Source organism: Achromobacter sp. GQ309, assembly GCF_059759315.1.
Window position 1 is genome coordinate 137,438 of record NZ_JCAXDP010000002.1, and the last position, 24,531, is coordinate 161,968.

Below are 24,531 nucleotides of genomic sequence, written 5' to 3' on the forward strand. Positions count from 1 at the left end.
GATCACAATTTCACAAACCAATCGTAAAAGTACGATTTGCGTTGCCATTTGCCCGCGTCATCGGCGCATTTTCAAAGTTTTCTTACATCCGCCGTTTGGGGCCATACCTACGATGGGCGCATGCCTGTCAAGGAATCCAATACCCTCTCGCCAGACGTCCAGCCAGTCCCCCGAGCCCCCACGCTGCTCTTGCATCTCTTCGCCGCCGCATTGCTCGCCTGCATCGCGGCGGCCGCTGCATTTCTGCTCTACTGGTCCTTCACCAGCACGGTTTCCACCTACCGGCGCCAGATGAACGCGGCCGCGTACAACGCGCAGATCTTCTTCGATCAGCGGGAGTCGCTGCTTCGCTCGCTGGCGTCCAGCCTGGTCCGCAACACCGATTCCGCGCCGGCCTCCGAAACGCCGCGTCAGTTTGGCAACACAGGGCAGATCAACGTCTTCCCCCTGCACGAAGGTCCCAACGCCTACGACTGGGCGTTGATTCTCACCCCGCGCGATCTCAACGACATTGCGTTCGCGCAGACGCAACTGCTCTTCAGTTCCGTTCGAAATGGGCAGACCACCTATCTCACGCCCCGCCCCGGCCAACCCGCCGGTCCGGATCACGCCGCGCAATCCTGGCTCGCGCGCAAGCTCGCCGTCGCCAATCCCAACGCTGCGCACGGCGGGCAAAACGCCATCAGTTGGCTCAAGCCTCAGCTGAATAACGCCAAACCCCTGTATCTGTACACGCCTGTCGATGCTTCCACGCCGAACGCCGGATGGATCGGCCTGGAACTCGGCGACATCAACGCGGCCATCGACCCGTCTTCGCTGCAGGGCGGCAGCTACCTCCTGCATGACCAGGATGGCGCGCCCGTCCTGCATAGTCCGGACGACGCGCAAACCCTGGCGGGGCTAAGCCGCTACGCCGGACGCGAGGACTCATTCGGCTTGTGGGGATCCGGCCTGCTACCCCGCTACGTCGTGCTCAGCAAGTCCGTCGGCGAAGACGGCTGGCGGTTGGTCTATTACATGCCGATCAGCCGGATCCTGGATGACGCCGCCTACGCCATCCAGGCCACGCTGGGCGGCGCGCTTCTGCTGTGCGCTGCGGTCATCGTCGGCATTCGGCACATCCGCCGGAAACTCGTCGCCCCCGCCCTGCGCCAGTACGAGGCCCTGGCAGAAAGCGTGTCCCTGAATCGAAGACTGGTCGAAGTCGCGCCCGTGGGCCTGTGTCTCTTGCGCCGGGCAGATGGCATGCCGCTGCTGTCGAACGAACTCGCCAGGGATTGGTTGCTGGAAGACCCCGCACTATTGGCCCGGCTGCTGGCCGACGACGGTCATGGCGCCCAACGCGAATACCCGCTGGACGACGGACGGTGCCTGTACCTGACCTTCGCGCCCATCACCTATCGCGCCGAGGAAGTCATCCTCTGCGGCATCAACGACATCACTGCATTCAAACGGGTCGAGCACTCCATCACCCAGGCCAAGTTGCACGCCGACGCCGCGAACCACGCCAAGACGGTGTTCCTGACCACCATGAGCCACGAGATCCGGACACCGCTGTTCGGCATCCTTGGCACGCTTGAACTGCTTGGCCTGACCGCCATGGACGCCCAGCAGAAGCACTACCTTCATACGATGCAGCAGTCCTCGGCAACCCTGCTCAGCTCCATCAACGACACGCTGGACCTGTCGCGCATCGAGGCCGGCTACCTGAAGCTCGAAACCTCGGAGTTCTCGCCGGTTCAGTTGCTGGACAGCGTCATTGGCACCTATGCGGCGCGCGCCGACGCCAAGGGACTGCACCTGTACGCACTGGCCGATGTGGCCGCGCCGGCGCAAGTTCTGGGCGACTCGACCCGCGTCCGCCAAATCCTCAATAACCTCGTCAACAACGCCATCAAATACACCAGTTCCGGGCAGGTGGTGCTGCGCTTGCAGGTACTCAGCCAGGACGCGCATTTCGCCACCCTGAAATTCCAGGTGGCGGACACCGGCATGGGCATCTCGGCAAAGCACCACGCGCGGCTTTTCGAACCCTACTTCCGTGCTGAATCCGGTGATAACCAGAATGTCCCTGGCACCGGCCTCGGGCTTGCCATATGCCGGCGCCTGTCCGAGATGATGAACGGAACGCTTAGCGCCGTCAGCGAACCCGGCCTGGGCACCAGCATGTCGCTCACCCTGACCCTGCCGCGCGTCGGCGGTGTGCGCACGGACCTGGGTGTGCGGCTGGATTCCAGGCCGGTCTTCGTGCGGGGTGCCAACAACGAGGTGGTCGCGAATCTGTGCCAGTGGTTGCGTCACTGCGGCGCCGTGGCAATGCCCTATAAGACCACCCTCCATGGCCGGCGCGAGGGCAGCGTCCTTGTGGAAACGTGGTCACGCGATTTGACGCCGGCCGTCTGGAGCGGCGCTCGGGTTTTTGCGCAACCCCCGGGCGTTCAGCCGCGGCCGGCTCGCAACACCTGGACGGCCGACAGCCATAGCCTCGCCAGCATCGTCGCGGCGGTCCGGCTGGCGCAGGACAGCGTCGCCACCAAGACGCTTCCCGCGCTGGAGCCGTCGCGAGACGCGCTCGACATGCACCTGCTGGTCGTTGAGGACAACCCGGTCAGTCGTCAAATCCTGCGCGAACAGCTTGAACACCTGGGATGCACGGTGGTTGTGGCGGCAGACGGCAACGACGCGTTGGCACTGCCCGAACTCCCCGAGTTCCACGCCATCCTGACCGACCTGCACATGCCAGAGCTGGACGGCTACGCCCTCACCCGCGCGCTCAGAAGCCAGGGCTACACCCGCCCGATCGTGGGAATCACCGCCAGCGCCTTCACCGAAGACCTGCGGCGCAGCTCGGAAGCCGGCATGAACACCGTGCTGCTCAAACCGCTGGCGATTGCCGCGTTGTGCCAGGCGTTGATGCCGTTCAAGGAAGCCGCATGACGAGAAAGCTGTCGGAGTACAGGGTGCTGATCGTGGACGATCATCCATTTCAATGCGTTCACCTGGCCGACCAGCTCGCTTCGGCCGGATTTGGCCGGGCGGATGTGGCGTCTTGCGCCGAGACCGCCCTGGCCAAGACCGCGCGGCAGCCGTATCACCTGGTGCTGATCGACCTGAACATGGCCGGCATGGATGGCGTGCAATTCATCGACCGGCTGTCCCGGCACGAACAACCTCCCATGCTGGCGATCGTGTCGGCTTGCCTCAAAGGCATCATCAACAGCGTCGCCATGATGGCCAAGGAAAAGGGACTTGCCGTGCTGGGCTCGTTCTCCAAGCCGTTTACCCCGCACCACGCCTCCCAATTGGCCGGCCTGCTCAGCCGCAATCCGCCTGAATCAACGGCACCCACGGAACCGCAACTCGTGCGCCGCACGACGGGCCCCGTATTGGACCGTGCCGCGATCGATAACGCGCTGCATCAGGGGCACCTGCAAGCATGGTTCCAGCCCAAACAATCGCTTGCCACCGGGCGGATCGTGGGCGCTGAGGCGCTGGCGCGGTGGCTGCACCCGGCATTCGGCTGCCTGCCGCCAGACACATTTCTCGCCGCGGTGCGGGCGCACGGGCTGGACAAGGCTCTGCTGCGACATATCCTGGAAGCCGCGCTGAACGCGCACATGCACTGGCGCCAGATGGGCTTTCGGGTGCCCGTCTCCGTCAATTTGCCCACCCAGTGCCTGGACGACCCGGATCTGCCCGACGACCTCGAGGAAATCGTGGCGGCCAAGCGCGTGGCGGCGTCCGAAATCACCTTCGAACTACTCGAGGACGAGACACCGACCATACAAGGCCAATACTATATGGGGGCCAGCCGATTGCGGTTGAAGGGTTTCGGGTTGGCACAGGACGACTTTGGCCGAGGATACAGCTCCATGTACAGCCTGATTTCGACGCCGTTCACCGAACTGAAAATCGACCGCGCCTTTGTCAGTGGCGCGGCACACGACGAAAGCCGGTCGGCGGCGCTGGTGTCTTCGGTACGGCTCGGGCGGCAATTGGGCTTGCAGGTCACCGCCGAAGGCGTGGAAACCGCCCACGATCTCGCGTTCCTCCGCCGCATCGGCTGCGACTGCGTCCAGGGGTATTTCATATCCCCCGCCGTCACCTCCGACCGCTTCAGCCAGATGCTCGCCAGCGAGCGGCAGGCGGCAAATCCTGAGTATCGGTGAGAACCGGCCATGCGAAAGCCCGATACCCCGTTTGCCCGGATCACCCGTACCTCTCGCTGGCTGAATTTCGCCCTCTTCGGCATCTTGCCCTTTGCCCTGGTCCTGGTCGGTGCGCTTTATTGGGGACTGAACCGCATCGTCGAGCAAGAGAGCGATCGTCTGAAGCTCGACTTCTCCATTCTGGTCGGCTACATCCAGGCCCAGGAGCAATTCCTGGGAAAGCTCCGCGCCCACAGCCCCTCGCTGCCCGCCGAAAACCTCTCGACAGAAATCACCCTGCAGGCGACCGACGTGCCAGAGCGTTTCGGCATGCAGCTCTTTGAAGGTCAACATTCCTACGCGGAAATGGCTTTCTCGCTGGCGTGCGAGCAGGCCTCTGACTGCCCCACCGCAGGCCGCCGCCTTGCGAACCTGGGCGAGTTCGTGGCGGACTTCTATTCAAGCTACTGGGCGGCGTCCTACTATCCCGCCTCCACGATCTTCCTGGTCAACCAGTCGGACAGCATCAGCATGAGCGTGCCCGCCGTCGGCGCCGTGTCGGGGTATGAGCGCCTGAGTCCCACCGCTTTCCTGACAGTCACCGACGCCATCAGAACGGAGTTGCGCCGCCTGCAGACGGTCCGCCAACGCCTTATTGATCAAGACCTTCCCGGGCATCGCGACCCTCCCAGATCCGGACGCGTCCATTGGTTCAGGTTGGAAGCGCTTTCCGGCAGCATGCTGGGCCTGCTGTACGCCGACATGCCGCAATCTGTCTGGTCCACGGCACGGGATGGAACGTCTGCCGTCTACGCGGCCACGCAATTCAATCATCAGCGGATCAACATCTTCGAAAAGACCCTGCGCAAGCCGCTGCACGGCGGGTTCTGGCTGACGCACCGCAGCGAGGGGCTGCTGCTCGGAGAACCGCCCGGACCGACCGGAACCAAGGACGGCCTGGAATACACGGCGGAAGGGATCGTGCTGCGTATCACGGACCCGTCGGGAGTTTGGACTGGCACTTATCGCGTCAGTTATGGCGCCTTCTTCCAGGACAACCTTTGGCTGCCCGCCATCGCGGGTCTGCTGATTCTGCTCAGCCTTGGGACCGGCATCATGTCTTCGCGATGGTACAGCCGCCACGTCATCGCCCCGGCCTCGAATGCGCAACGCGACATCGTCGAAAAGGAAGAATTCAGCCGGACATTGATCGAGACCGCACCCGTGGCGCTGTGCGTATTGGCGCGGCCCGGCGGTGAAGTCGTATTCGGCAACAGCCTGGCGCTTCAATGGCTGGGCGCGGAGGCCGGCCGGGAGCTGGACAACTCGCCGCAGACCAACCTGTTCCTGAGGCAGGTGCTCGGCGCAGCCGGTCCGGGCACGATCGCCAGTTTTCAGGCCACGGATGGACGTCCGTTGTACGTGGCCTATGCACCTACCCGCTACAACCACCAGGACGTGGTGTTGTGCGCCTTCTCGGACATCAGCGCCCGCGCGGTCGTTGAGCAGGCCCTGACGGAGGCCAAGCGCGAGGCAGACAGGGCCAACGAAGCAAAATCGACCTTCCTGGCCACGATGAGCCACGAGATCCGAACTCCTCTCTACGGGGTGCTGGGCACGCTGCAACTCATGAGCCTCACCACCTTGGACGCCGAACAGCGTCAGCACCTGGAGCGCATGCAAAGCTCGTCGGCGATCCTGCTGCAGCTCATCAGCGACGTTCTGGACATCACCAAGATCGAAGCCGGGCAACTCGCGCTGGAGTTTTCGGAGTTCAACCCCCGCGAACTGGTCGAAGAATGCACCAACGCCTACGCGGCGATGGCCGAACAGAAGGGGCTGCTGCTCTTTTGCTGCGTGGACGTCGCCGTGCCCGAATGGATGACGGGCGACCCCGTGCGTATCCACCAGATCCTCAGCAACCTGCTCAGCAACGCCATCAAGTTCAGCGACTCCGGGCATGTGATCGTCCGGCTGACAGTGGCGCAAGTGCTGGCCGACCGCACGCATCTACGGCTGCAGGTGGTCGACACGGGGATTGGCATCCCCAAGGAAGGACAGGCGCAGCTTTTTGTGCCGTTCTATCAGATCGACAGCGGCTCACATACCGTGCGCGGCGCTGGCATCGGATTATCCATCTGCGCACGCCTGGCCGGACTGATGGGCACCAGCATCAGTGTCACCAGCGAACTCGGGCTGGGCAGCAGCTTTTCATTGGATTTGCCGCTACAAGTGGCAGCCGGCCAGCCATTCAGCCCGCCCGACTTGAGCGGCCTGACCGTATACGTCCGAAGCCCGCATCACGAACTGTCCGAAAACATCAGCCAGTGGCTGAAACGCTGGGGCGCCAAGGCAGTTCCCGCGCCCGCTCCCCTGCCCGCCGGCACGCCAGACGACATCCTTGTAGATGTCCTGAATCCGGGCAGCGGCAACCTGCACGACTGGGCCGGCCACCACGTGCTGGCCAGCGCAAGCGCCAAGCCACCCACCGCGCGCACCGTCCGGGTCATTGCCAGCATCGAACACATTGCGGCCGGCATCCTGGCCGCGGTTCGCGGAGAACATACCGTGGATCCCGAATCCGACATCAGCGCTTTAGCCCCGCTTGGCCTGTCGATCCTCGTCGCCGAGGACAATCCGATCAATCAGGCGACGCTGCAGCATCAACTCGAACAACTCGGCTGCGAGGTCACCCTGGCGTCCGACGGCGCGGAAGCGCTGATGTTGTGGGGGCTTACGCGTTACGACGTGGTCCTGACCGACGTGAACATGCCGCGCATGAATGGCTATGAACTCGTGAAGGCATTGCGGGCCCAAGGCGCCACCGTTCCCGTCATTGGCGTCACCGCCAACGCCATGCGCGAAGAAGAAGAGCGCTGTCTGGCGGCGGGCATGACCTCCTGGCTGGTCAAGCCCATCAGCCTTTCCACATTGCGACGGCATCTTCAGGGAAGCCGTGCGCCATCGGCTGACATTGCCGACGCCACGGCCCCGCCGCGCGCAACGCGCCAACCCGAGCCCGCGCCGGCCGTGCCGGAAAAGTACCGCGCATTGTTCGTCGATACGATGGAAGCCGATATCGCACAGATGGTCCGGGCCCTCGAAACGAACGACCAACGCTTGTTGAGCCGCACGCTGCACCGGATGCGCGGCGCATTGAGCGTCATGCAAATGACCGCAATCACGGAACGCCTGGAAGCATTGGAGGAGCAGTTGCGCAGCGCCGGGCTGAATGCGGCTGCCCTGGCTGAAAGCCATGCGGTGGTCGAGCTGCTGCGCGATACGCTGGCCCAGGTCTAGCCTTCAAATTCGGACGCCGAACAATCCGATATTGCGCCGATGCCGACTGGCTTTCGAAGCTTGTCTATGTATTGAATGGGTATCGGGCGGTAGATTCAGCGGCTTTCTCAGCAGCCCTGGCCGCCTGCTTCGCGCGTTTTCTGCCTGCAGCCCAACCGTTTCTCCTCGCCTTTTCAGTGGAGTTTGAACATAAAATGGTCACCGACGGACGTACCGAAATTCCTGGCGCTCTCAGCCTGGCGGGGCCAGCCACGGACCGGCTTCCCCGTGCCGTGTCGCAATCCGGACACCCGGGATTACCAGGCGCAGTCGAACATCAACGCGATGGCGGGACCATGATGAAGCTTTCGTCCGATCAGGATGTTCGGATCATCGTCGCCGACGACCATCCCATCATCTCCCTCGCGCTCGCGGATTCCCTGAACGATGTGCCCGGGTTTACGGTGGTGGCCACTGCTCGATCAGGCCTCGAACTCGTCACTGCCGTGCAGGACCATCCCTGCCATCTCATCGTCACCGACTTTTCAATGGCCGCACGGTCCGCGGACGAAGACGGCCTGCGGCTGATTGAGCGATTGCAACGCCTGTTCCCGGAAATTCCCATCGTGGTCTTCACGATGTTGTCCAACAGCGGTATCCTGAACCAGCTTCGCCAGGTGGGCGTGGCGGGAATCGTCAGCAAGGAAGAGCCGATCGATGAGCTGGTGTCCATCTGCGTGCGCGCGCTGAGCGAAAGCGGGCCGATCCTGTCGCACAGCATCAGCCAGCGGCTCAGCCAGAACGACGTGACCATGGGACGTGCCGGCAAGGGAAAGGGGTTGTCGCCAAAAGAGCTGGAGGTGGTGCGGATGTTTGCGCAGGGCCTATCCGTTACCGAGATCGCGCGGCGCCTTCATCGTTCAGTGGCAACCATCGGCACGCAAAAACAGTCGGCGATGCGCAAGTTGAACATCGAGACCAACGCCGAACTGCTCCGGTACGCGGATGAGCAAGGTTTTTCTTGAAGATGAGAAGGCAGCGCCCCGGAAGATTCGGCTTCCGGGGCATCTTTTTCGGTTCTTTCCCGGCACGCTGCTCGCATCGAAATATACGAAATCGGGGCGCGCCATCCACCACGCGCGAATCACAGTCCTTCAGCACGCGCCGCCACTACCGGATCCGCTTGCTGCGAAGGCTGCGCTGGCCTCGGCGTTTCCTGGATTGCCAGCAAGCGGCTCGCCAAATCACCGAACTGGGCGTCTCGCGACTTCAATTGCGCCAACAGATCATTCACCTGCGCGGATGCCGTAGCCAGGCGCTGCGCCAGTTCGGATTCGCGCGCCTGACTGGCCTGTAGCGCATTGGCCGCGGCGACGGCTTCGGTTTGTTGCAGGCGCTGGTCGGCCAACCCCTGCGCCTGCAAGGCGGCCGCCTGCTGTTCGGACGCGCGAAGTTGCGCTTGGGACGCGGCAAGCGCGTCCCGCAGTTGATCTGCCTGTTGCTGGGCGGCGGACAGCGATGCATCCAGGCGGGTTTGCAGGCGCTTTACGCTTCCTCGCTCCGCATCCAGTTCGTTGAGCCATCGCCGCTCGTGGGCAGCGTGGCGCGCTTCCAACGCTGCAATGGCCTGTGCGTGGCGGTCGCGATCCTGTTCGGCGTCAGCCAGCAGCGCCTTGTTGGCGCCGCGTGCGTCCTCCAGGCTGTCCTGCGAGGCGGCTAGCGCCTTGTCTCGCTGGCGCAATTGCGCTTCTGCCGCTTGCAGGCGGGCTTCGGTGGTTGCCAGTTGGGCCGTGGCGACTTTCAACGCTTCCTGCAGGTCGTGCTCGCGCTCAAGCAGTTGCGCTTCGCGCTGTTCCAGCTGCTCGGCTTGCGCCGCAAACCGTTCCCCTTCCCGTGCCAGCTCTTCCCAGCGCTCCTGATAGGCCTGGGCCTGTTCTGCCCTGGCCGCCGCCAGCGCCGCTTCCCAAAAATGCGTCGCCGCTTGTGCAATCGGATCCGGCACGGCAGGCGGTGCAGCGAAAGCGCCCGGATCCTGGATGCGCGCGCCGAGGGCACGAAACCAGGTTTCCAGATGCGGGCTAACTGTGTTGGGGGACCCCCGGCCGATCTTCTGCCGTACCCGCTCGATCGTGGGGCGGGCGCCTTCGAGCAACAGCGCGTCTGCCGCGGTCCAGACATCTGATTCGGTGATTCCAGTGGCCATGTTGATGTTTTGTCGAGTTGGGCGGGGGAATTAGTCACGATAATGGAACCTTATCGCGAGTTGTCTGCAATTTATGTTGTATATCTTACATCGTACGTATGATTTCGTACATTCAACTCGAAAGATATGCGTACTTGCCGCTAGCGCGCAAGTCATCCGGACGTCCGCGCTCTTCGAGACGCTTCTGCCGCAAATATTTGGTGGAACTCGGTTAGTCGCTGAGCAAATCACAAGACAGGCGCGGGCACGAGGCTGCTGCCCCCTTCCCTCGCGATTTCGCAAAAGACCCACTCGGCTAACGCGCCGCGCCCGTCGCCAGAATGTCACCCGTTCGGTTCACCTCACCGCCCCAGATTTGTCCTCGCCAGTTCGATTACCTCGTCGCCCCTGCCATTCATGATGGCCTTCAGCATGTACAGCCCAAATCCCTTGGCCTGTTCGAGCTTTATCTTGGGCGGGACGATCAGCTCTTGCGACGAGGTCAACACATCGACCAGCACCGGGCCGGGATGGGCAAGCGCTTCCTGCAGCGCGGCATCCAGGAATTCGGACGATTCAACCCGGATGCCGCGTACGCCGACGGCCTCGGCCATGGCGGCGAAATTGGGGGTTTGCAGGTCGGTGCCGGTATCCAGGAACCCGGCCGCTTTCATTTCCATGGAGACGAAGCCGAGCGAGCCGTTGTTGAAGACGACGATCTTCACGGGAAGCTGCAACTGCGACAGCGACAGAAAGTCTCCCATCATCATCGTGAACCCACCATCGCCGGACATGGAAATCACCTGCCGACCCGGCGCCGCTGCCTGCGCGCCGATCGCCTGGAGCATCGCGTTGGCCATGGAGCCGTGGTTGAAGGAACCCAGCAAGCGGCGCTTGCCGTTCATGGTGAGATATCTTGCCGCCCATACGGTGGGCGAACCGACTTCCGCCGCAAAGATGGCGTCGTCATCGGCCAATTCGTTGATGCGCCGGGCCAGATACTGGGGATGCAGCGGCCGGCCGGCGGGCGCGGGAGCGGCCAGGTTGTCGAGCTCTTTGCGGGAGTCCCGGTAGTGCCGAAGCGCGGCGTCCAGGAAGGCGCTGTCCTGGCGGTCGTCCAGTTGCTCGAGCAACGCGGCGATGGTCTCGCCCACGTCGCCAGCAATACCCATCGTCAGCGGCGCGCGCCGGCCCAGGGCGCTGGGATCGCGATCGACCTGCACGATCTTTGCGTGTTTGGGATAGAACGGGCGGTACGGAAAATCCGTGCCCAGCATCAGCAGCAGGTCGGCGTTTTCCATTGCGTGATAGCCGGAAGAAAAGCCGATGAAGCCGGTCATGCCGACGTCGCAAGGGTTGTCCCATTCGACGTGCTCTTTGCCGCGCAGCGCATGGATGACAGGAGCCTTGAGCCGCTGGGCCAGCGCGACCACCGCATCATGGCTGCCGGCGCAGCCGCTACCGGCCAGGATCGACACCTTCCCTGCCCCGTTCAGCAGCTGGGCCAGCTTCTTCACCGCCGTCGCGTCCGGGCGGATGTGAGGAGGCGCCGGAGGCTGCGGCCACGAGGCCGGCACGTCCGAAGGCGCTGCAGCGAGCGCCACGTCGCCAGGTATCACCAGGACGGACACGCCTTGCCTGCCGACCGCCGTATTGATGGCGCGGGCCAGTATTCCCGGAAGTTGCGCCGGGTTGGAGACAAGCTCGACGAAGTCGGAGCATTCCTTGAACAGGTCCTGCGGATGGGTTTCCTGGAAATATCCCAACCCGATCTCGGACGACGGAATGTGGGCGGCGATGGCCAGCACCGGGACGCGGCTGCGCTGGCAGTCGAACAGGCCATTGATCAGGTGCAGATTGCCGGGTCCGCAACTGCCGGCGCATACCGCCAGCGTGCCGGTGATGGCAGCTTCTGCGCCGGCGGAGAAAGCCGCGGTTTCCTCGTGGCGGGTGTGCATCCACTCGATCCGGCCCATCCTGCGAAGGCTGTCGTTCAGTCCATTGAGACTGTCGCCTGTCACGCCCCAGATGCGGCGGACGCCAACTTCGGCAAGCACTTTGACAAGATAGTCTGCGACGGTTGCGGCCATGGATTGCTCCTTGAGGGAACGCCGCCGGGACACTTACCGCTACGGTTTGCCCTAGCGTCGGAAGTTGACTTGCGTGCGGGAAATCGTAGCACCGCGCCCGGCGCCATGCGCAACGGCCGGACGCCGGTAGCGCCACGCTCACCGGCTAACATGACGGGATTATTCGACTGTTTTATTACCAAAACCAAAGGGACGGCCAACTGCCGTGGGCGCGGAAACATGAATGATTTGCCTGGCATGGCCCCGGCGCTGACAGCCGCCCTGGCGCCGCTGGATCCGGACACGCTCGACAGCCACGCCGACGCCGCCGTGCGCGACCTGCTGCGCGAAGGCAGTTCGGCCAACACGGCATCAAGCTACCGCGCGGCGATCCGATACTGGTCGGCGTGGTTCGGGTTGCGGTATGGCAAGGCCTTCGCCTTGCCCGTGTCCGAGGCCGCAGTCATTCAATTCGTGGTGGACCACGCGCAACGGTCTTCCGATACCGGCCTGGAGTGGGAGCTGCCGCTGGCTCTGGACCGGGAACTGGTGCGGCTGAAGGCGAAAGGCAAGCTTGGCGCGCCCAGCCTGAACACGCTGCTGCAGCGCTTGTCCGTGCTGTCCAAGGCGCATGAGTTGCTGGGGCACCCGAACCCCTGTCGCGGCGCCGCTGTGCGGGAGCTGGTGTCCAAGACCCGCCGGGCCTATGCCCGCCGCGGCGTGGCGCCCGCCCGCAAAGAGGCGCTGACGCGCGAACCGCTTGAAGCCATGCTGGACACCTGCGACGACTCGTTGCGCGGCAAGCGGGACCGTGCGCTGCTGCTGTTCGCCTGGGCGAGCGGCGGCCGCCGCCGCTCGGAGGTGGTGCGCGCCACGATGGAAAACACCCGCCGCACGGGCGATGGCTATCTTTTTACGATGGCGCATTCCAAAACCAACCAGACGGGCGCCGTCCGGGCGCAGGACCAGAAGCCGATCCTGGGCAAGGCTGCTGAAGCGCTGGCCGACTGGCTGGCAGCCAGCGGCGTTCAGCAAGGGCCGATCTTCAGGCGGGTCCGGCGTGGCGATGTCGTGGGCGAGCCGCTGGCGGCCGCGGCCGTGCGCGACATCGTCCTGGAACGCAGCCGGCTGGCGGGGCTGGACGGCGCGTATTCGGCGCACAGCCTGCGCTCGGGCTTTGTGACGGAAGCCGGCCGGCGCAACGTGCCGCTGGGCGACACCATGGCGATGACCGGCCACGCCAGCGTGGCGACGGTGATGGGGTACTTCCGGGCCGGGGCGGCGGCGCAATCGCCCGCGGCGCGCCTGCTGGACGACCCGCCTGCCCCAGACCTACAGGATCCGCGCAACCTGCCGTAATGCAGGCAGTGACTTTACAATCACTGCGCTCCGGCCCTCGTCCCGACCGATATCCTTCGAATCAACGGTAAGCGCCCGGACGCCTGGCTCGTCCCCTGCCCGTTCCGATCCCATGCAAATCAATCTCCGCGGGCTTGTGCTTGCGCTTACCGTCTTCAGCGCCATCGCCGCCACGGCCAATGCCCTGTATGCAAGCTATCGCGTGCAGCGGGAGCAATTGATCGAGAACACGCTCGAATCGAACCGCGTCTATGCGACGAAGCTGGCCGAAGGCGCGGCCAGTTTTCTGCGATCGGCGCAGCAGCAGTTGGGATACAGCGCCCGGCACATGCCCGATCTGATGGCGTCCCCGGATCGCCTGGCTGCCGAAGTGATGCGCGTGCAGCAACAGACGGACAGCTTCAACTCGGTGGGCGTGGTGGGCGCGGACGGCACCATCCTGGCCACCACGGCGTCTTTCCGCAACTTTCTGGGCGTGCAGGTCGACAGCCCCGGCAGCCGCGCCGCCTTGAGCAAACGCCAGCCCATGATCAGCAAGCCGTACGTGTCCATCGCGGGCAATCTGCTGATCAACGTCACGCACCCGATCTTTTCGAACGACGGCGTCTACATGGGGTACGTCGGGGGCACGATCTACCTGCGTAATGAAAGCGCGTTGAACGAGCTGCTGGGCAAGCATCATTACCACGACGGGTCGTATCTGTATGTGGTGGATGGCGATGGACAGCTTCTCTATCACACCGATCCCGCGCGCGTCGGCGAAATAGTCCTGACGAATCCGGTGGTCGCCTCGGTGATCAAGGGCAATACCGGCGCGATGCGCGTCATCAATACCAAGGGCGTGGACATGCTGGCCGGGTACGCGCCGGTGCCCATCAGCGGTTGGGGCGTGGTGGCGCAGCGCCCCGCCCAGGTCACGCTGGAACCGATCCACGACCTGATCTGGGCGTTGCTGGGCTATGCCGCACCGCTGGCGGTGGCTTTCCTGCTGGCCATCTGGTGGTGCGCCCGCATGATTTCGCTGCCGCTGTCGCAACTGGCCACGAACGTGGAGCATCAGGACGTATCCGTGGCGATGCAGCGCGTGCAGTCGGTGAAAGCCTGGTACTTCGAGGCCGAACGGCTCAAGCGCGCCGTGATGGCCAGCTTCACGAGCCTGCAGGACAAGATCGGCAAACTGAACCTGGCGAGCATCACGGACCCGCTGACCGGGCTGCGCAACCGACGCGGCACGCAGGACGCGGTGGACCAGATGCAGGCCGGCAGCACGCCGTTTTCGGTGGTGGCGCTGGATATCGATCACTTCAAACGCATCAACGATACCTACGGCCACAACGTCGGCGACGAGGTGATTCGCGATATGGCGCAGATCATGCGTGAATGTTCGCGGCCGTCGGACGTGCTGTGCCGCAATGGCGGTGAGGAGTTCCTGATCCTGTTGCCCGGCGTGGCGGCGCGGGAGGCGGTGAATGTGGCCGAGCGGCTGCGGGCGCATATTGCAGAACGGCCATTGCACGGCGCCAACCGCGTGACGGTATCGGCGGGCGTGGCCCAGTGGCCGTCGACGGGGCCGGACGTGGATGAGACGTTCCGGGCGGCCGACGCGGCGTTGTATGTGGCCAAGCAGCAGGGGCGCAATCGCGTCGTCATGCACGAGGCGTGAAGCCCGGCAGGTGAATTCGCCGTGGCGGCGCCAAGCCGCAGCGGCTCGGAATCAGGATCCAAGTGCGCGTTCCAGCAAGAGGCCTGGGCAGATATGACACGAAGACCGGCCGCCGCAAGGTTTCGCAGAAAACCGCAATTAACTGCATTCCAGCGAAATATTCTTGCCCGCACAAATTGAAATCCGGCGGAATCTGCCAAAACCCCAATATCAGCTAGGGCAATTACAGTATTCTGCGCAGCTTCGACTTTGCCTGGACCTGCACGCCGAGATGTTGCGCCCCGCCGTCGCGCCAAAATCCCTGGAACGTCATTTCATCGCGCTGGCTGTAGGCGTGCTGTTGCTGGTGTCGGTTCTTGCCGGCATCCTGCTGTACCAGAACTGGCAGTCGTACGGCGCGGCGTCGCAGGCGCGGCAGGCATTTGCCTCGGTGCGCGCGACGATCCGCGTCATGGAGCGAGCCTCCGCCGAACGAGGCCCCATGAACGCCGCGCTGGGATCTGCCCTGCCCGTGCCGCCGGAGGTCATGGCATCGCTGGCCGCGGCTCGGACACGCACGGACAGCTTGATCGAGGCGCTGCTGGCGCTGCACGCCGGCGCCGACGGCAATGCCAAGCGCGGCGAGATCCGACGCATACGCCTGTCACTAGCCGAAGCGCGCCAGGACGTTGACCGACTGATCGCCGCCCCGCGCGATCAGCGATCCGGCCAGATGCTGTGGGACGCGGTCAGCGCCATGGTGCGCATCATTCCGCAATGGCAGGCGAGCCTGGCCGCCAACGCGGGGCTGGTCATGCGCAGCGAAGCCAATGCGCCCAGCCTGTTGACGCTGGCACTGCTGGCCAGCGAGCTGCGCGAACAGGCCGGCCTGCTCGGTTCCACCTACACGCCCGCTTTAAGCCAGCGCCGGCAGTTGACCGACGAGGAACAGTTCCGTATCGAACGCGTGCTCGGCAGGATCGACGAGTTGCACGCGCTGATCAGGGCTCGGATGGCGACACATCCGGATGTGCGGGCGACCGAGGTGTATGCGCGGATGGAAGCGCGCTACTTTGGCGAAGGCCTGGCCTACCTTGACGATGTGCGCGAGCAGGCATCGCGGCAGTGGGACGAAGCCTCTGTCTCGACTGGCGATCTGGCCGCGGCGTATGTGCCGATGATGGGCGCCATCACCGAATTCCGCGACGTGCTGCTGGACGAGATGGAACGTCACATCGACGCGCACCGCATGTCAGCGGCCCGATTGCTTGCCGTGACCCTGGCGGCGACAGCCCTGCTCGTGGCGGCGCTGGCCGTGGCGCTGGTGCAATTCCGCAAGCGCGTGATCCAGCCTTTTGCACTGGCCACGCGCATCATCGGATCAATCGCCAGCGGGTCGACGCCGGCCAAGATTCCACCGGGCAAATACCATGGCGAAGTCGAGGAGGTCTTCAATGCGCTGCGCGTGTTGAAGGAAAACGCCGCGGCGCGCAAGCGCCTGGAGACGGAGCGCGACCGGCTGATTGCGGACTTGGCGCATACCGCCGAAACGGACTACCTGACGGGATTGTTGAACCGGCGCGCCTTCGAGAAGCGGTTTGAGGCGGCGTGCGCCCATTGGGACGAAAGCCAGCCGATGCTGGCCTTCATCCTGTTCGATATCGACCACTTCAAGACCATCAATGACACGTACGGCCATGCGAGCGGCGACCTGGCGCTCAAGGCCGTGGCCGATCTATGCCGCACAGTCTGGCGTCAGTCAGATGTGGTCGCGCGCGTGGGCGGAGAGGAATTTGCCGTGCTGTGCCGCACGCGCGGCGCGCAGCAGGCGGTGGAGATGGCGGAACGGATGCGTGCAAGCATCGGCGCGAGCACCGTCACGTCGGAAAGCGCCGCCACGTTTGGCCTGACGGCCAGCTTCGGCGTGGCATGCATTTCCTGGAGCCATGCGGAATCCGTCAGCGGCCTTTTCCGTGCCGCTGACGAACTCTTGTATCTGGCGAAATTGAACGGGCGCAATCAGGTCCAGCAACGCACCCTGGGATGACATCGTTTCTGGCGGCCCGGAAGTTTGGTGGCCCAGAAGCTAGACGGCCCAGAAGCTAGACGGCCCAGAAGCTAGACGGCCCAGAAGCTTGACGGCCCAGAAGCTTGACGGCGGCTGGGCCGTCTAGCTTCTGGGCCGATGGGCGATGCGCTCAGCGGATTACCTGACTACTGCTACCTGCAGAGCGGATTGCCCGCTTGCCGGATTACGACTTGACGCGTGAAACGTCGGCCTGCTTGGAGGTCTCGGCGCTACGGGAAGGCGCGTCGTGACGGTCGGACTGCTTGTTGGATTCGGGCGCTTTCCAATTCAGCGGGGGGATCTCGAAGCTTCCCTTCTTGGCAGTCAATTGATGAGTCATAAGCATGCTCCTGGACAGGCACATGGCTTCCCCCGCCGAGCACCATGCACAGATTCTGGCGGGCCATGAATGCCGCGGGTGCGGGGGAGCATTCAGAAAGCAGGCGGCGCCGGGAAGAGGTATCGGCAGTTTTATTGTTTTTTTGCCGATAGATAAAAGATTTTAGCTCAAAGTTGACAGAAATAGCAAGCAGGAGTACCGGATGCCGTTTGCTCGCGGCATCCATTCGATGCCAAGCGGTGCTGGCAACGACTCAAAACTGCGAGTGATTGACTTTGGAGAATGATCGTTCTACCATCTGCCCATTGCAGATAGAACGATCATTCTCCATATGTCCGACACCGCCCTCACCCCCGCTTCCGACGTGCATGAAAAGCTGCTGCGCGCCACCGAACATCTGATCTATGGCGGAGGCATCAATGCCACCGGCATGGACCTCATCGTCAAGACCTCTGGCGTATCCCGCAAGACCATCTACAACCACTACGGCACGAAGGAAGTCCTGGTTGCCGCTGCACTGACGGCCCGCGACGAGCGTTGGATGCAGTGGTTCATCGACGCCACGACCCGCGCGCCCTCGCCGCGAGCGCGCCTTCTGTCCATCTTCGATGCGCTGCGCGAATGGTTCGCGTCGGACGGCTTTCGCGGCTGCGCGTTCATCAACGCCGCCGGCGAAATCGGCGACGCGGACAGCCCGATCCGCGCGGTTGCCCGGCGCCACAAGGAACGTTTGCTTGCCCACGTGCTGTCGCTGGTGCAGGCCGCAGGTCTGCCGCACGCCGATGAGCGCGCGCGCCAATTGCTCGTGCTGATCGACGGTGCGATTGCCGTGGCCATGGTCACGGGCGATGCGTCCATCACCGACAGTGCCGAACGCGCCGCCCAGGCGCTGCTTGACGCGGACCACTGAGTCCGCGTCCTCCACTTGCTTTTTTCACCCCCCCTGTCCATGAGGCCTTTGCCATGACGACCCCCTCCGAAGTCCGCCCGCCCCTTCCCCCCTTCACGCACGAAAGCGCCATCCAGAAAGTGCGCCTGGCCGAAGACGGCTGGAACAGCCGCGATCCCGACAAGGTTTCGCTGGCCTACAGCCTGGACACGCACTGGCGCAACCGCGCCGAGTTCGCAACGAACCGCGAGGAAGCGCGTGCGTTTCTGGCGCGCAAATGGGCGCGCGAGCTGGACTACCGCCTGATCAAGGAGCTGTGGGCCTACAACGGCAACCGCATCGCGGTGCGCTATGCCTACGAATGGCATGACGATTCGGGCAACTGGTTCCGTTCGTATGGCAACGAGAACTGGGAGTTCAACGAAGACGGCCTGATGTTCAACCGCTATGCGTGCATCAACGACATGCCGATCAAGGAAGCGGACCGCAAGTTCCATTGGCCGCTGGGACGCCGTCCCGACGATCATCCGGGGCTGTCGGAACTGGGCCTGTAGTACCCATCAATACGCATGCGCGCATGTGATCCGCATGCGCGCAACGCCCGCTTTTCGCTTGAAAACAGCCTAGGGATTTCCCCCGGTTTCGTGGCGATACGCACACCCGCGCGCAACTTTCGCGAACCTTGAAAGGTGAACGGAAGTTTGGATTTTTAGACTCCCGCATTCATTGCAGTGTCAGCTTTTGTTCAGACCGCAGTCAGACATAAGCACAACAACGGGAGGAAAAGACCATGCAATCAAAAAGCAGCGCCGTACGGCGCGAGGCGTGGGCCGCGGGCACGATGATCGTGCTGGGCCTGGGCGCCATCGCGCAGGCGTCAACCTACACATTGGGAAGCCTTGATCGCATGGGTCCTGGCATGTTCCCCGCGATTCTGGGCGTGCTGCTCGTCCTTCTGGGGCTGGCCATTGCCAAGACGGCGACGTCGCCCGTGGTTGCCGAGGAAGATGCCGAAGAAGTGGCGCCGCCCGAGTGGCGCGGCTGGGGCTGCATCATCGGCGGGTTGCTGTCCTTCATTCTGATCGGCAAGTTCGGCGGCCTGGTGCCGGCGACCTTCGTGCTGGTCTTCATCTCTGCCATGGGCGATCGCCAGCACACCTGGCGCAGCGCAGCCATTCTTGCCGCCGGTGTGACGGTGCTTGGCGTGGCGGTTTTCTCCTGGGCCCTGCAGCTCCAGTTTCCGTTGTTCCGCTGGGGTTGATCCATGGAAATCTTCAATAACCTGATGCACGGGTTCTCTGTCGCGTTCGCGCTGGACAACCTGATGTGGGCCATCTTCGGCGTGTTCATGGGCAACCTGATCGGCGTGCTGCCGGGCATGGGCGTGCTGGCCGCCATTTCGATCCTGCTGCCGCTGACCTACACGATGACGCCCACCGCGGCGTTGGTGATGCTGTCCGGCATCTACTACGGCTCGCAATACGGCGGCGGGATCACGTCGATCATGCTGAACCTGCCGGGCACCGCGTCGCATGCGGTGGCGTGTCTGGACGGCAATCCGCTGGCGCGCAACGGCAAGGCCGGCTCGGCGCTTTTCATGCTGATGTTCTCGTCGTTCTGCGGCGCGTCCGTCGGCATCCTGGCGATGATCCTGTTCTCGCCGCTGCTGGTTGACGTTGCGTTCAAGTTCGGTCCGGCCGAGTACTTCTCGATGATGATGCTGGGCCTGCTGGCCGGCGCCACGCTGGCCAAGGGATCGGCGATCAAGGGCGTGGCGATGGTCGTGGTCGGCCTGCTGCTGGGCGTGGTGGGCACGGACGTCAACACAGGCACGATGCGCTTTCACTTCGGCATCCTGGAACTGTCCGATGGCCTGCAGATCGTGGCGCTGGCCATGGGCCTCTTCGGCGTGGCGGACTTCCTGAAGAACATCAATCGCATCGGCGGCGACAGCAAGGTCACGTCCGCGAAGGTGAGCCTGAAGTCCATGCGTCCGGAAGCCGGCGACATCAAGCAATCGCGCGGCGCGCTGGTGCGCGGCACGGCCATCGGCGCGGCGTTCGGCATCCTGCCGGGCACGGGTCCGACCATTGCGTCGTTCATCTCGTACGCAACGGAAAAGAAGGTTGCAAAGGAACCGCGCCGTTTCGGCCGCGGCGCCATCGAAGGCATCGCCGGTCCGGAAGCGGCCACCAGCGCCTCGACGCAGACCAGCTTCATCCCGACCATGAGCCTGGGCATCCCTGGCGACCCGGTCATGGCGCTGATGCTGGGCGCGCTCATCATCCACGGCATCCAGCCGGGTCCGCAGATGATGATCGAGCACGCCGACATGTTCTGGGGGCTGATCGCCAGTTTCTGGGTCGGCAACGTGCTGCTGCTGCTCTTGAACCTGCCGCTGATCGGCATGTGGGTGCGCCTGTTGACCGTTCCCTTCCGCTATCTTTTCCCTGCCGCGCTGTTCTTTGTCTGCGTGGGGGTCTACAGCACGAACAACAACCTGTTCGACGTGGGGATGGTGACCTTGTTTGGCGCGGCGGGTTACGCGCTGATCCGGCTGCGGTTTGAACCGGCGCCGCTGCTGCTGGGCTTTGTGCTCGGGCCGATGGTGGAAGAAAACTTCCGCCGCGCCCTGCTGCTGTCGCGTGGTGAGCTGTCGATCTTCGTGACGCGGCCCATCAGCCTGGGCTTCATCCTGGCGTGCGTGGGACTGATCGCGTTGCTCGCGGTGTCGGCCCTGCGCGCACGCAAGGCGCGCGAAGCGCTCAAGCACGCGGAGTCTGCTGCGTAACCGCAAGGCAAGTTTCGGGGTAGTGCTGCTTTGGCCGGTCTCGCAAGGACCGGCCTTTTTTTTGCGTATCGCTGGCTGAGCACAAACGCCGCGCACGTCTGGCTGGCGTTGTGGGGCCTTTATGCCTTGGCGGCGACGGGAACCCGGAAGGGAACGCCCAATCGATTGAACGCGTTCATGGCAGCGATCGCGATCGTGAGATCGACCAGGTCCTTGGGCGCGAACGCGGCCGAGGCGGCGGCGTAGGCTTCGTCCGAGGCGTGCGTTTCGCTGACGCGGGTCACTTCCTCCGCCCACGCCAACGCGGCGCGTTCCTGGTCGGAGAACAGGTGGTGAACTTCGTCCCACACGGGCACCAGCGTGATCTTGTCGACCGACATGGTCTTGCGCAGGTCACGGGTGTGCAGGTCGATGCAGTGTGCGCAGCCATTGATCTGCGAGACGCGCAGGAAAACGAGATGCACGAGTTCCGCGGGAAGCGCCGTGCGCTGCGTGACGTAGTGATGGATACCAAAGAGGGCTTTCGCGCCATCGGGAGCGGTTTCTTGCCAGTTCAGGCGGGTCATTCCAATTCCTTTTGCTGTGGTTGATGACCGCAACATTACCCTGCCGCATGCCGGTGCAACAGGGCCAAGAATTGGCGTATTGACTGATCCAAGATGACCGCACCCCGTCCTGGCCAGCGGCATTGCCTACCTTTTCCCGAAGGCGGCCTTTCAGCGTTCGGGTGCGGACGCGTCGCTGCCGCCATGACCGTCGATGTGCCCAAGCGGGCGGCCCGGATCCAGGCGGTCGCGCACGCGCTGCTTCAGCACCTTGGCGTCGGGAAAACCGCCGTCGCGCTTGCGGTCCCAGATCAGGTCGCCGTTGTAGGTGATCTGGAAGATGCCACCTGTACCCGGCTGCAGCGCCACTTCGCCCAGATCGGTCGAAAACGTGGATAGCAGTTCCTGCGCCATCCAGCCGGCGCGCAGCAGCCATTGGCACTGCGTGCAGTAGAGGATGACGATGCGAGGGCGCAAGGCGGGCGGGTTCATGGGAAAGGCATTCTACGCCAGGCCAGCGACGCGCGATCATGGATAATGTCGGGTTTTCCCGGGTCTGCAATGGGCCCAGAGCCTGCAATGAAGTCTGCCTTGACGCCCCGAGGCCAGCGCTGGCTGATCGGTCTTTTGATGGGACTGGTCACGCTTACGCCGATGGCCATCGACATCTACCTGCCCTCCCTGCCCGCCATGGCGCACGCGTTTGACGAGCCCATCGGCGCGCTGCAGGCCAGCATCACGCTTTTCATCTTCGCGGTCGGTCTGGGTCAGGTCTTGATCGGACCGCTTGCCGACCGCTATGGCCGGCGGCCCGTGGCGCTGTGCGGGGCGCTGGCGTATCTGGCGGGCTCCGCGCTGGGCGCGGCGGCGACATCGCTCGACGTGTTCTATGCCGCGCGCATTGTGCAGGGACTTGGCGCGTGTTCCGCGTCGCTGGTGGCGTTTGCCGCCGTCCGCGATTGCTTCAGCCCGGCCGTCGGCGCGCGCGTCTATAGCTATCTGAACGGCGCGCTGTGTACGGTGCCCGCGCTGGCGCCGATGGTGGGCGGCATGCTGGCGCTCCACGCGGGCTGGCGCAGCACGTTCGTGTTCATGGCGGTGTTCGCGCTGGCGTTGGCGGCGCTGCTTGCGCTGCGCTTCGAGGAGACGCGGGCCAAGCAGGCCCACCGCCCGGGCGCGCTGTACAGCCTGCCCCGCTATGCGCCCATCGTTGCCAGCGGCAGGTTCCTGTACTTCGCGTGCTTCGGCATGGCGGGCATGGCCATGATCCTGGTGTTCGTGTCGGCCGCGCCGGTCGTGCTGGTGCAGCAACTCGGCTATTCAGAGCTGGGATTTTCGGCGTGGTTCGGTGGCAATGCGGCCATCAACATCGCCGCCTTCTTCCTGGCGCCGGCATTCATCGCCCGGTATGGCCGCTACACCATGGTGCGCGTCGGCATGACGGCGTTGCTGCTGGCGTCGGCGTTGCATCTGGGGGCATGGCTGTGGGCGCCGCTTTCCGCCTGGATCTTCATGCTGCCGGTGGCGGTGCTGACCGTGGGGTTCTCGCTGGCGTTGGGATCGGGGTTGAGTCTGGCGCTGGAACCGTTCGCGGACCGCGCGGGCACCGCTGCAGCGGTCTACGGGCTGTTCCAGATGAGCGGGTCGGCCGTGATCGCGACCGTCTTGCTCGATAGCGGGATGGCGCCGCAGGCCGCCATGGCGTTGATCGGGGCGGTGATTGTGGCGCCGTTGCTGCTGCTGTCGCCGGCACTGGGCCGGCGGATTGATGCACGCAATGGCTAGACCAGCCAGCCCAGCGACCAGCCGCTGACGGCGGCCAGCAGCACCACCCACACCGGCGACCACCGGCCATAGACCAGCAGCGCAAACAGCAGCAACGCCAGGCCGAAGTCGGCCTTGCCGAGAATCGCGCTGGTCCAGACGGGGTCGTACAGCGCGCCGAGCAGGATGCCGACGACGCTGGCATTCACGCCGGCCACCATATTGCGCACCCCGGGCCGGCGGCGCAACGTATCCCAGAATGGCAGCGCCGCGGCGAGCAGCAAGGCGCCCGGCACGAAGATGACGCACAGCAGCGTCAGGCCGCCCGCCCAGCCGGACAAGGGGCCGGACGACATGGCGCCCAGGAACGCCGCGAAGGTGAACAACGGGCCGGGCATGGCCTGCGCCGCGCCGTATCCGGCCAGAAATTCCGCGTTGGACACCATCCCGGAAGAGACGGACGCGGTTTCGAGCAGCGGCAGCACCACGTGCCCGCCGCCGAAGACCAGGGCGCCGGCGCGGTAGAAGCCGGCGATCTGGCTGGCCAGCGCCCCGTCCGACAGCAGCGCCCACAATGGCAACCCTGCCATCAACGCGGCAAACAGGCCCAGCGACACCAGACCCGCCACGCGCGGCACGCCCGACGAGGCATTGGACAGGACGGGCCGGGGCGGCAATTGCAGGAAGGCCGCGCCGATCACCGCACCCAGCACGACTGCCCCGATCTGCGCCAGCGCCGTGGGCAGCACCACGGTGAGCAATGCGGCGGCGATAGCCAGCGCGGCGCGCGGCCTGTCCGGACAGAGCGATCTGCCCATGCCCCAGACCGCCTGCGCCACGATGGCGACCGCCGCGACCTTCAGGCCATGGATGGCGGCCGATTCGGACAGCCAGCCATAGTGAGCAAGTCCCATGGCAAAGCCGATCAGGGCGAGCGCCGATGGCAGCGTGAATGCGATCCACGCGGCCAGCATGCCGGCCCAGCCGGCCCGGCGCAGGCCGATCGCCATGCCGACCTGGCTGCTGGCGGGGCCTGGCAGAAACTGGCACAACGCGACCAGATCGGAAAACGCGTAGTCATCGAGCCAGCGTCGCCGGTCGACGAATTCAGTGCGGAAGTAACCCAGGTGCGCCACCGGTCCGCCAAAGGACGTCAAGCCCAGGCGCAGGAAGACCAGAAACACTTCAAGGCAGGATCCGCGGCCTGTCTGGGCGCGTGCGCCGGTGGCCGGCTTGCTGTCGACATGTTCGTCATGGGGGGATGGGTGCGGCATCGGCTCGGGCTTCTTGGGAGTCGGGGCGGCGATGTCTTTCGGGCCCCAGTTCCAAGCTTATAGCCGGGCCACGGCCGGGATTCAATCGGATAAATGTCAGGAATTGGCGCTTGCCGCGCCTTGCTCGCGGCGGATCATGGCCCATACCAAAAGCGGATTCATGGCACTTCAGCGTTAGGCT

At 64.3% G+C, this 24,531-nt stretch carries 18 protein-coding genes; 12 read left to right on the forward strand and 6 right to left on the reverse strand.

The annotated features are described in order from the left end of the window. The first annotated feature begins 120 nt into the window (after window positions 1–120). The 4 genes from AC6CIE_RS06065 to AC6CIE_RS06080 all read left to right on the forward strand — a co-directional run bounded on the left by AC6CIE_RS06065 (window position 121) and on the right by AC6CIE_RS06080 (window position 8,452). Entirely contained in the window at window positions 121–2,937 is a 2,817-nt protein-coding gene (locus tag AC6CIE_RS06065; RefSeq protein WP_498091658.1) for an ATP-binding protein, read from the forward strand. Next, window positions 2,934–4,169 (forward strand): EAL domain-containing response regulator, encoded by a 1,236-nt coding sequence (locus AC6CIE_RS06070; RefSeq protein ID WP_498091660.1) that lies wholly within the window; start codon window positions 2,934–2,936, stop codon window positions 4,167–4,169. Before AC6CIE_RS06065 ends, AC6CIE_RS06070 begins: the two co-directional genes overlap by 4 nt. A 9-nt stretch (window positions 4,170–4,178) precedes the next feature. After that, window positions 4,179–7,448 (forward strand): hybrid sensor histidine kinase/response regulator, encoded by a 3,270-nt coding sequence (locus tag AC6CIE_RS06075; RefSeq protein WP_498091662.1) that lies wholly within the window; start codon window positions 4,179–4,181, stop codon window positions 7,446–7,448. A 335-nt stretch (window positions 7,449–7,783) separates the two neighbouring features. Then, window positions 7,784–8,452 carry a response regulator gene (locus AC6CIE_RS06080; RefSeq protein WP_175121538.1) on the forward strand — a complete coding sequence of 223 codons (669 nt, stop codon included), beginning with the start codon at window positions 7,784–7,786 and terminating at the stop codon, window positions 8,450–8,452. A gap of 119 nt (window positions 8,453–8,571) precedes the next feature. Here AC6CIE_RS06080 and AC6CIE_RS06085 read toward each other — a convergent pair whose 3' ends face one another. Further along, a complete protein-coding gene (locus AC6CIE_RS06085) occupies window positions 8,572–9,630 on the reverse strand; it encodes a DNA-binding protein (protein ID WP_498091664.1) in 1,059 nt (352 codons plus the stop codon). Between the two features lie 341 nt (window positions 9,631–9,971). Further along, entirely contained in the window at window positions 9,972–11,699 is a 1,728-nt protein-coding gene (gene poxB / locus AC6CIE_RS06090; RefSeq protein WP_498091666.1) for a ubiquinone-dependent pyruvate dehydrogenase, read from the reverse strand. A gap of 219 nt (window positions 11,700–11,918) precedes the next feature. On the opposite strand from poxB, the gene AC6CIE_RS06095 reads away from it, so the two are divergent. The 3 genes from AC6CIE_RS06095 to AC6CIE_RS06105 all read left to right on the forward strand — a co-directional run bounded on the left by AC6CIE_RS06095 (window position 11,919) and on the right by AC6CIE_RS06105 (window position 16,726). Continuing rightward, window positions 11,919–13,037 (forward strand): site-specific integrase, encoded by a 1,119-nt coding sequence (locus AC6CIE_RS06095; protein ID WP_438860974.1) that lies wholly within the window; start codon window positions 11,919–11,921, stop codon window positions 13,035–13,037. Between the two features lie 112 nt (window positions 13,038–13,149). After that, window positions 13,150–14,700 carry a sensor domain-containing diguanylate cyclase gene (locus tag AC6CIE_RS06100; RefSeq protein ID WP_175121541.1) on the forward strand — a complete coding sequence of 517 codons (1,551 nt, stop codon included), beginning with the start codon at window positions 13,150–13,152 and terminating at the stop codon, window positions 14,698–14,700. Window positions 14,701–14,971: 271 nt separating this feature from the next. Beyond that, complete coding sequence (locus tag AC6CIE_RS06105) at window positions 14,972–16,726, forward strand: GGDEF domain-containing protein (protein ID WP_498091668.1); 1,755 nt, start codon at window positions 14,972–14,974, stop codon at window positions 16,724–16,726. Window positions 16,727–16,931: 205 nt separating this feature from the next. On the opposite strand, the gene AC6CIE_RS06110 is transcribed toward AC6CIE_RS06105, so the two are convergent. Continuing rightward, entirely contained in the window at window positions 16,932–17,087 is a 156-nt protein-coding gene (locus tag AC6CIE_RS06110) for a hypothetical protein (protein WP_175121543.1), read from the reverse strand. A 331-nt stretch (window positions 17,088–17,418) separates the two neighbouring features. On the opposite strand from AC6CIE_RS06110, the gene AC6CIE_RS06115 reads away from it, so the two are divergent. The 4 genes from AC6CIE_RS06115 to AC6CIE_RS06130 all read left to right on the forward strand — a co-directional run bounded on the left by AC6CIE_RS06115 (window position 17,419) and on the right by AC6CIE_RS06130 (window position 20,767). Continuing rightward, window positions 17,419–17,997 carry a TetR/AcrR family transcriptional regulator gene (locus AC6CIE_RS06115; protein ID WP_175136511.1) on the forward strand — a complete coding sequence of 193 codons (579 nt, stop codon included), beginning with the start codon at window positions 17,419–17,421 and terminating at the stop codon, window positions 17,995–17,997. Between the two features lie 53 nt (window positions 17,998–18,050). Next, complete coding sequence (locus AC6CIE_RS06120; RefSeq protein ID WP_175121545.1) at window positions 18,051–18,530, forward strand: nuclear transport factor 2 family protein; 480 nt, start codon at window positions 18,051–18,053, stop codon at window positions 18,528–18,530. Between the two features lie 236 nt (window positions 18,531–18,766). Further along, window positions 18,767–19,237, forward strand: a complete 471-nt coding sequence (locus AC6CIE_RS06125; RefSeq protein WP_175121546.1) for a tripartite tricarboxylate transporter TctB family protein — start codon at window positions 18,767–18,769, stop codon at window positions 19,235–19,237. A gap of 3 nt (window positions 19,238–19,240) precedes the next feature. Further along, on the forward strand, window positions 19,241–20,767 hold the full coding sequence (locus tag AC6CIE_RS06130; protein ID WP_175121547.1) for a tripartite tricarboxylate transporter permease: 1,527 nt from the start codon (window positions 19,241–19,243) through the stop codon (window positions 20,765–20,767). Window positions 20,768–20,886: 119 nt separating this feature from the next. On the opposite strand, the gene AC6CIE_RS06135 is transcribed toward AC6CIE_RS06130, so the two are convergent. Further along, window positions 20,887–21,333, reverse strand: a complete 447-nt coding sequence (locus AC6CIE_RS06135) for a carboxymuconolactone decarboxylase family protein (RefSeq protein ID WP_175121548.1) — start codon at window positions 21,331–21,333, stop codon at window positions 20,887–20,889. 150 nt (window positions 21,334–21,483) lie between these two features. Further along, complete coding sequence (locus AC6CIE_RS06140; RefSeq protein ID WP_175185278.1) at window positions 21,484–21,804, reverse strand: Rdx family protein; 321 nt, start codon at window positions 21,802–21,804, stop codon at window positions 21,484–21,486. 87 nt (window positions 21,805–21,891) lie between these two features. Here AC6CIE_RS06140 and AC6CIE_RS06145 point away from each other — a divergent pair, with 87 nt between their 5' ends. Continuing rightward, window positions 21,892–23,097, forward strand: coding sequence for a multidrug effflux MFS transporter (locus tag AC6CIE_RS06145; RefSeq protein WP_218343806.1), 1,206 nt, complete (start codon window positions 21,892–21,894; stop codon window positions 23,095–23,097). Here the strand turns inward: AC6CIE_RS06145 and chrA are convergent. After that, window positions 23,094–24,350 carry a chromate efflux transporter gene (gene chrA, locus AC6CIE_RS06150; RefSeq protein ID WP_175121551.1) on the reverse strand — a complete coding sequence of 419 codons (1,257 nt, stop codon included), beginning with the start codon at window positions 24,348–24,350 and terminating at the stop codon, window positions 23,094–23,096. The genes AC6CIE_RS06145 and chrA overlap by 4 nt on opposite strands. Between the last annotated feature and the right edge of the window lie 181 nt (window positions 24,351–24,531).

Excerpts from the sequence above, each read along its gene's own strand:
- AC6CIE_RS06065 (WP_498091658.1), top strand. The coding sequence starts at position 121 with ATGCCTGTCAAGGAATCCAATACCCTCTCGCCAGACGTCCAGCCAGTC.
- AC6CIE_RS06070 (WP_498091660.1), top strand. The coding sequence starts at position 2,934 with ATGACGAGAAAGCTGTCGGAGTACAGGGTGCTGATCGTGGACGATCAT.
- AC6CIE_RS06075 (WP_498091662.1), top strand. The coding sequence starts at position 4,179 with ATGCGAAAGCCCGATACCCCGTTTGCCCGGATCACCCGTACCTCTCGC.
- AC6CIE_RS06080 (WP_175121538.1), top strand. The coding sequence starts at position 7,784 with ATGATGAAGCTTTCGTCCGATCAGGATGTTCGGATCATCGTCGCCGAC.
- AC6CIE_RS06085 (WP_498091664.1), bottom strand. The coding sequence starts at position 9,630 with ATGGCCACTGGAATCACCGAATCAGATGTCTGGACCGCGGCAGACGCG.
- poxB (WP_498091666.1), bottom strand. The coding sequence starts at position 11,699 with ATGGCCGCAACCGTCGCAGACTATCTTGTCAAAGTGCTTGCCGAAGTT.
- AC6CIE_RS06095 (WP_438860974.1), top strand. The coding sequence starts at position 11,919 with ATGAATGATTTGCCTGGCATGGCCCCGGCGCTGACAGCCGCCCTGGCG.
- AC6CIE_RS06100 (WP_175121541.1), top strand. The coding sequence starts at position 13,150 with ATGCAAATCAATCTCCGCGGGCTTGTGCTTGCGCTTACCGTCTTCAGC.
- AC6CIE_RS06105 (WP_498091668.1), top strand. The coding sequence starts at position 14,972 with ATGTTGCGCCCCGCCGTCGCGCCAAAATCCCTGGAACGTCATTTCATC.
- AC6CIE_RS06110 (WP_175121543.1), bottom strand. The coding sequence starts at position 17,087 with ATGACTCATCAATTGACTGCCAAGAAGGGAAGCTTCGAGATCCCCCCG.
- AC6CIE_RS06115 (WP_175136511.1), top strand. The coding sequence starts at position 17,419 with ATGTCCGACACCGCCCTCACCCCCGCTTCCGACGTGCATGAAAAGCTG.
- AC6CIE_RS06120 (WP_175121545.1), top strand. The coding sequence starts at position 18,051 with ATGACGACCCCCTCCGAAGTCCGCCCGCCCCTTCCCCCCTTCACGCAC.
- AC6CIE_RS06125 (WP_175121546.1), top strand. The coding sequence starts at position 18,767 with ATGCAATCAAAAAGCAGCGCCGTACGGCGCGAGGCGTGGGCCGCGGGC.
- AC6CIE_RS06130 (WP_175121547.1), top strand. The coding sequence starts at position 19,241 with ATGGAAATCTTCAATAACCTGATGCACGGGTTCTCTGTCGCGTTCGCG.
- AC6CIE_RS06135 (WP_175121548.1), bottom strand. The coding sequence starts at position 21,333 with ATGACCCGCCTGAACTGGCAAGAAACCGCTCCCGATGGCGCGAAAGCC.
- AC6CIE_RS06140 (WP_175185278.1), bottom strand. The coding sequence starts at position 21,804 with ATGAACCCGCCCGCCTTGCGCCCTCGCATCGTCATCCTCTACTGCACG.
- AC6CIE_RS06145 (WP_218343806.1), top strand. The coding sequence starts at position 21,892 with ATGAAGTCTGCCTTGACGCCCCGAGGCCAGCGCTGGCTGATCGGTCTT.
- chrA (WP_175121551.1), bottom strand. The coding sequence starts at position 24,350 with ATGCCGCACCCATCCCCCCATGACGAACATGTCGACAGCAAGCCGGCC.